This window comes from Marivita sp. S6314 (assembly GCF_023015985.1).
Classification (GTDB): Bacteria; Pseudomonadota; Alphaproteobacteria; order Rhodobacterales; family Rhodobacteraceae; genus Marivita.
Genome location: NZ_JALKAO010000016.1, coordinates 1 through 6,772, shown reverse-complemented (window position 1 = coordinate 6,772; position 6,772 = coordinate 1). Strand labels below are relative to the sequence as shown.

General features: G+C 58.4%; 4 protein-coding genes. 2 read left to right on the top strand and 2 right to left on the bottom strand.

The annotated features are described in order from the left end of the window. Nucleotides 1–848: 848 nt before the first annotated feature. Nucleotides 849–3,056 (bottom strand): NADP-dependent isocitrate dehydrogenase, encoded by a 2,208-nt coding sequence (locus tag MWU54_RS18530; RefSeq protein WP_247086739.1) that lies wholly within the window; start codon nucleotides 3,054–3,056, stop codon nucleotides 849–851. Nucleotides 3,057–3,158: 102 nt separating this feature from the next. Continuing rightward, nucleotides 3,159–3,833: a metallophosphoesterase gene (locus MWU54_RS18525; RefSeq protein WP_247086737.1), complete on the bottom strand. Its 675-nt coding sequence runs from the start codon at nucleotides 3,831–3,833 to the stop codon at nucleotides 3,159–3,161. Between the two features lie 241 nt (nucleotides 3,834–4,074). Between MWU54_RS18525 and MWU54_RS18520 the strand changes: the two genes are divergently transcribed. Together MWU54_RS18520 and bhcA are read left to right on the top strand one after the other, a co-directional pair. Next, nucleotides 4,075–5,079: an NAD-dependent epimerase/dehydratase family protein gene (locus MWU54_RS18520; protein ID WP_247086735.1), complete on the top strand. Its 1,005-nt coding sequence runs from the start codon at nucleotides 4,075–4,077 to the stop codon at nucleotides 5,077–5,079. A gap of 207 nt (nucleotides 5,080–5,286) precedes the next feature. Continuing rightward, nucleotides 5,287–6,480, top strand: coding sequence for an L-aspartate--glyoxylate aminotransferase BhcA (bhcA, locus tag MWU54_RS18515; protein ID WP_247086733.1), 1,194 nt, complete (start codon nucleotides 5,287–5,289; stop codon nucleotides 6,478–6,480). Nucleotides 6,481–6,772: the final 292 nt, after the last annotated feature.

Genomic DNA, 6,772 nt, shown 5'->3' with positions numbered 1-6,772 from the left:
CGGTGCGGGCCATGAAAGACAGGGGGTTTGGGGGCGGATCGGCAAAGCTTTGCAGCGCGTCGGCATGTAACAGCTCTCACGCGCGGTCACGGTGTCTCAAAGGTCAACTAAATGTGACGCGCCGATGAAGCGGCTTTGTTTCAATCAGCTCTCTGCCGCGCGATGGATCAGCGGGCAATCCGTGAGAGGTATGTCAGGGATACGGACCACCGTTGGTCCAGACAGGCATCCCCCGAGTCGTTTTTGAAGCGCTGAATTGGACGGAGTCGGGCACATGATGGCCACGCCAAAGAGCGCACCACGTCTCGTCAGCGTCGGCGACGGCGTGCAGGTGCAGTCCTTGAGCGGGTGACCGATCAGGGGTGTTTTTGTCGGCGTCATTGCCGATGATATAAAGAGAAGAAGCGGCGCCGCCCTGTTTGGGCCTGACGGTTCTCTCAACGTCCCCGATTCAACGGGCGACCTGTACTTGGGGGTGACCCAAGCCTGTACGGAAACCGGTCTCTCATGGTCAGCCTTCCGGCATGTGAGAGAAAAGCAAGGTTGTGCGAAATCATGCATCGCCAATACCCTGCCGCGCTGCGCGCTTTCGGGACATTGGCAAGTCACGATGTTTGGTATTCGCAAACCTCGCGGGTCAGTTCTGGTGTCGCGGCATGGGAGTGACCCTTCCCGCTCGATGCGCATCGTGCGGGAGGTTCTGAGGCGTTAAGGTTAACACCGGGAAAACGGGACGTTCGGTGGGACGGCTTTTCGAAAAGCCGTGACCCGAGTTTTCGAAAACTCGGGATGCGCGGTTTCGCAACCGCGGTGCAAGCCCGTTCGAACGGGCTTGCTGGCGCGTCTGATCAGCCGATGATCGCGTTGAGCGTTTCCGAAGGCCGCATGACCGCTGCGGTTTTGGCCTCGTCCCCGTGGTAGTAACCACCAAGGTCCACTGCTTTGCCCTGCGCGGATGCGAGTTCGGACACGATGGCGTCTTCACCTTCTGCAAGCGCTTTCGCGATAGGGGCGAAGTGGGCCGCCAGTTCGGCATCGTCGGATTGCGCGGCCAGGGCTTCGGCCCAGTACCGCGCGAACCAGTAGTGGCTGTCGCGGTTGTCCGGCTCGCCGACTTTGCGCGACGGTGAGCGGTTGTTGTCGAGGATGCCTTGCGTGGCCGCATCCACCGCCTTGCCCAGTACACGCGCCTTTTCGTTGTTCCGCGCGTCCGCGAGGAATTGCAGGCTTTCGCCCAAAGCGCAGAATTCGCCAAGACTGTCCCAGCGCAGATGGTTTTCTTCCATCAACTGCTGAACGTGTTTCGGGGCAGAGCCGCCTGCGCCCGTCTCGAACAAACCACCGCCATTCATCAGCTTCACAATGGACAGCATCTTGGCCGAAGTTGCGAGTTCGAGGATCGGGAAGAGATCGGTCAGGTAGTCGCGCAGCACGTTGCCGGTGATCGCAATCGAGGTCTTGCCTGCGGTGATCGTCTCGAACGACGCGCGGGTTGCGGCGCGGGGGGCCATGATCTTGAACTTGTCGGCCACGCCTTTGGCTTCAAGGATCGGCATGACGTATTTGATCAGCTCTGCATCATGGGCGCGGGTGTCATCCAGCCAGAAGATCGCTTCGCAGTTTTCCGCTTTCTGCCGGTCAATGGCGAGCTGCACCCAATCTTCGATCGGGGCTTTGCGGGCCGAGGCAGAGCGCCAGATGTCACCTGCTTCGACCGCATGTTCATGCAGCACGGTGCCGTCACCCAGGATCATCTTGACCGTGCCTGCGTGGGGAATTTCGAACGTGGTCGGGTGCGACCCGTATTCCTGCGCCTTCTGCGCCATCAGGCCGATGTTCTGCACCGTGCCTGCGGTGGCGGGGTTCAGTTTGCCGTTCTCTTTGAAGAACTTAATCGTTTCATCATAGACCGGGGCGTAGGAATTGTCGGGGATCACGCAGTTTGCGTCGTGCTCCTTGCCATCCGGGCCCCAGCCCTTGCCACCTGCGCGGATGAGCGCGGGCATGGAGGCGTCGATGATGACGTCGCTGGGGACGTGCAGGTTGGTGATGCCTTTATCGCTATCCACCATGTACATGGGCGGTTGGTCGGCCATGACCTTTTCGATCTCGGCCTTGATCTCTGCATTGTCGTCAACACGGGCCAACAGGTCGCCCAGACCGGAATTCGGATTCACGCTGAGCGCGGTCATTTCGTCGCCGTACTTGTCGAAGACAGGTTTGAGGAAGGCCTTGACGGCGTGGCCAAAGATGATCGGGTCAGAGACCTTCATCATCGTGGCTTTCATGTGCAGCGAGAAGAGCGTGCCCTCTTCCTTGGTCTTGGCGATTTCCTTTTCAAGGAACGCATCAAGGGCTTTGGCGGACATGAAGGTCGCGTCGACAACCGTGCCTGCCGGGTAGCTGAGGCCATCCTTCAGTACGGTTTCGGACCCGTCTTCACCGACCAGCACGATCTTCGCGCTTGTTTCGCTGTTCAGGGTTGCGGATTTTTCGTTTGAGAAGAAATCGCCGCCCGACATGGACGCCACGCGGGTTTTGCTGTCGGCGGACCAGTCCCCCATGCGGTGCGGGTTGTTCTGGGCGTAGGATTTGACCGCTTTCGCCGCGCGGCGGTCCGAGTTGCCTTCGCGCAAGACCGGGTTCACGGCGGAGCCTTTGATCGTGTCGTATTTCGCGCGGACGGCTTTTTCTTCGTCCGATGAGGGCGCTTCGGGATAGTCGGGCAGCGCGTAGCCCTGGTCCTGCAGTTCCTTGATCGCCGCGACAAGCTGCGGGACCGAGGCCGAGATATTCGGCAGTTTGATCACGTTTGCTTCGGGCGTTTTGACCAGTTTGCCCAGTTCGGCCAGATCATCGGACTGGCGCTGCTCCTCGGTCAGGTGGTCCGGGAAAGTTGCAAGAATACGGCCCGCAAGGGAAATGTCCTTGGTGCCCACGCGCACGCCTGCGGCGCCTGCGAATTTCTGGATGATCGGCAGGAACGAGGCAGAGGCCAGTTCCGGTGCTTCGTCGACTTTGGTGTAGATGATATCTGGGGTGGTGTTGTCAGCCATGGGTCATGCCTTTCAAAGATTTGGCACTGCCATAGGCGATACAGGCTGAGTCGTAAACCGCATACAGTGGTATACATTGCCGCAAGGCGCTGTAAATGTCGGTCAGGTCGATACGAACTCTACACCTTTGTGCGAAAACACCGCCGCAGTCAGTCGCCCGGTGGCGTAGGCCCCGGTATCGATGGAAATGCGCCCGTCTTGCATCATCGGCTTTTCGACAATCGTATGGCCATGCACGACCCAGAACCCGTCCGTGCGGGGTTTCTTGCGAAACTCGGGATGGCCCCAAATGAAGGTATCCGGGCTATGTTCTTCCATCGGGATGTTCGGGTCGGCCCCGGCGTGCACAACGGCCACGTTGCCGGACCAAGCAATACAATCAAGCGTCGAGATCCAGTGCACAAGCGGTTCGCCCATCGCGTCGAACAGAATATCGCGGGCACGGGACAGGCGTTCGCCCCCGGATGTTTCCGTGACGCCCGATACGCCAAAGCTGGCCAATGTCTGCAAGCCACCGTTGCGCAGCCAGCGGCGGCCGTTTTTTTCGGGATCGCGCAGGAAGTCGATCATCATCGCTTCGTGGTTGCCAATCAGGGTCGTCGTGTTCGGCCGTTCCTGAACAAAGCGCAGAACATCGGCACTGTGGTCGCCGCGATCCACAAGATCCCCAACGCAGATGACGCTCACATCCTCGGGCAAGGCATTCACCAGTCGTTCCAAAAGATCGATCCGACCATGCACATCCCCGATCGCGCAGAAAGCGGCGTCAGATTTCACAGGATCGAAATGAGGTTTTGGTTGCGGCTTTTTCGATCTGCCGAACAGCGTGGGTAGTTTCATGAGTCTCATCTAGTTACGACATGCCCGCCCTGCCACGTATTTTCGCGCGGTGGTAGGGGAATGTCGCCCCGATCACCTCAGTTCCGGGCGTCTTGCAGCGATGCAGATATGGCCGATATGCGTGCCACGTGCTAGGCGCGGAAGCTGAAGATTTCGTCAACCGAGGCACTGTATCACCATGAAACGCGTCCTGATCACCGGAACCGCCGGGTTTATCGGCTATTTCCTTGCCCGGCTCTTGTTGAAAGAGGGGTTTGTCGTTCACGGGTATGACGCGATCACCGACTATTATGATGTGACGTTGAAAGAGCGGCGCAATCAGAGGCTTTTGCAGATGCCGGGGTATGCGTTCACGCAGGCAACCCTGGAAGAGCCCGGGACCTTTGAGCGCGTCGCGTCCGAGTTCGCGCCAGACATGATTGTACACCTCGCCGGACAAGCCGGGGTGCGCTATTCGCTGGAAAACCCGCGCGCTTATCTGGACAGCAACATCGTCGGCACGTTCAACGTGATGGAGGCCGCGCGGCAGTTGGAGGTGGAGCATTTGCTGATGGCCTCAACCTCTTCTGTTTATGGGGCGAATGAGGAGATGCCGTTTCGTGAAACCGACAAGGCGGATACGCCGCTGACGTTTTACGCGGCGACCAAGAAAGCCAATGAAGCGATGGCGCATTCCTATGCGCATCTGTGGCAAATTCCGACAACAATGTTCCGGTTCTTTACTGTCTATGGCCCGTGGGGCCGGCCGGATATGGCGCTGTTCAAATTCACTAAGGGCATATTCGACGGGACGCCCATCGACATCTACAACCACGGCGACATGTATCGCGATTTTACCTATGTCGAGGATCTGGTGCGCGGGATCCGGTTGTTGATGGACGCTGTTCCGGGTGGGCCGGAAACGGCGGTTGAGGGCGATACCTTGTCTCCTGCTGCGCCGTGTCGGGTTGTGAACATCGGCAATTCCGACAAGGTGCGGTTGATGGATTTCATCGAGGCCATCGAGGCCGAAACCGGGATCAATGCGCAGCGCAATTACATGGACATGCAGAAGGGCGATGTGTTTGCCACCTGGGCCGATGCGTCCTTGCTCAAGACATTGACGGGATATGCACCGCAAACCGATGTGCGTGACGGCGTGGCCCGGTTTGTCGCGTGGTACCGGGAGTATTACGCGGTCTAACCTGTGCGGACCGCGCTGATTCCCTCTGGGTTTCGGGGATGACGCGGGTTAGCAAAGCGCATTCAAAAAACGGTTTCATAATGTGAAAATCGCAAATATCTGTATTTATTGTAATTTTTGGCCTATTCGGAAATGAAAAATTATTTCGAAAAAATTGAGAGGTTGCTGCAACAGGCGTAGGGTCTTCCTCAACCAAAGGAGCACACCATGAGCTTTCAGAACCCCGTTTTCATTCCCGGTCCAACCAATATGCCGGAATCCCTGCGCAAGGCGTGTGACATGCCGACCATCGACCACCGGTCACCATTGTTTGGCCAGATCCTGCATCCGGCGCGCGCGTCGGTCCGTACGATCCTGAAAAGTGACACAGCCGAGATTTTCATTTTCCCCTCCTCGGGAACCGGTGGCTGGGAAACCGCATTGACCAACACGCTGAGCGCCGGTGACACCGTTCTTGTTGCCCGCAACGGCATGTTCTCGCATCGCTGGATCGACATGTGTGAACGTCACGGGCTTGAGGTAATTGTTGTCGACGTGGCCTGGGGGGCCGGTGTTCCGGCGGATCGGTTCGAAGAAATCCTGACCGGCGACACGGCGCACCGCATCAAGGCGGTTCTTGCGACGCATAACGAAACCGCCACCGGCGTGCGGTCTGACATTGGCGCGGTTCGTAGGGCGATGGATGCGGCATCACATCCGGCGATGTTGCTGGTGGATGGTGTCAGCTCTATCGCGTCGATGGATTTCCGCTTTGACGACTGGGGCGTCGATGTGGCGGTGACGGGATCGCAGAAGGGGTTCATGTTGCCTGCGGGTCTGGCGATTGTCGGCTTCAGCGAAAAGGCGATGGCGGCCACGCAAACCGCGCAATTGCCGCGCACCTTTTTTGACGTGCATGACATGGCCAAAGGCTATGCGAACAACGCCTATCCCTACACGCCTGCGGTTGGATTGATGAACGGCTTGAACCAGGCCTGTGAGATGCTGCTGGCCGAAGGTCTGGACAATGTGTTTGCGCGCCATACCCGCATTGCCGAAGGCGTGCGCGTCGCGGTGCGGGCCTGGGGTTTGGACCTCTGCGCCGAATCGCCCGATCTGTACTCCGACACGGTCAGTGCGATCCGCACACCCGAGGGCTTTAACGCCACCGATATCGTGACGCATGCCGCCAAGACGTATGGCGTCGCTTTTGGCGTGGGTCTTGGAGACGTGGCCGGGAAAGTGTTCCGCATTGGCCATCTGGGCAGCCTGACGGATGTGATGACCCTTTCGGGTCTCGCCACCGCAGAGATGTGCATGGTGGACCTTGGACTTGATATCAAGCTGGGGTCGGGTGTTGCGGCGGCACAGGAATTCTACCGTCAGGGCGCAAACGCCTCGCACAAGGTGGCGGCTGAGTAACACGCAGGGTGTGCGCCTTTGTGCGCTCCCGTTTTCGGGGGCGCGCGGGGGCGTTTCGTCCCGTCAGGGGCTGCGGATATTGCCTTGTCAATTCGCAGTGCAGACGGGCAAAAACACTCTTTTCCTTTTCTGGAGTTTCCAATAGGAAACTTTGGAAAGTATACGACACACAACCACCCCATCTTTGTTGTTGGGGCTTTGTGAAGGCAAACGGAGAGACGCGATGAAAGATCTGAGTTATTTCGAGGACTATGAGGTTGGCTTTGACATTCCGGCGAAGCCCGGGATGGAT

What these genes read in the sequence shown, in the direction of transcription:
- MWU54_RS18520 (WP_247086735.1), top strand. Translation starts at nt 4,075, where the DNA reads ATGAAACGCGTCCTGATCACCGGAACCGCCGGGTTTATCGGCTATTTC.
- bhcA (WP_247086733.1), top strand. Translation starts at nt 5,287, where the DNA reads ATGAGCTTTCAGAACCCCGTTTTCATTCCCGGTCCAACCAATATGCCG.
- MWU54_RS18530 (WP_247086739.1), bottom strand. Translation starts at nt 3,056, where the DNA reads ATGGCTGACAACACCACCCCAGATATCATCTACACCAAAGTCGACGAA.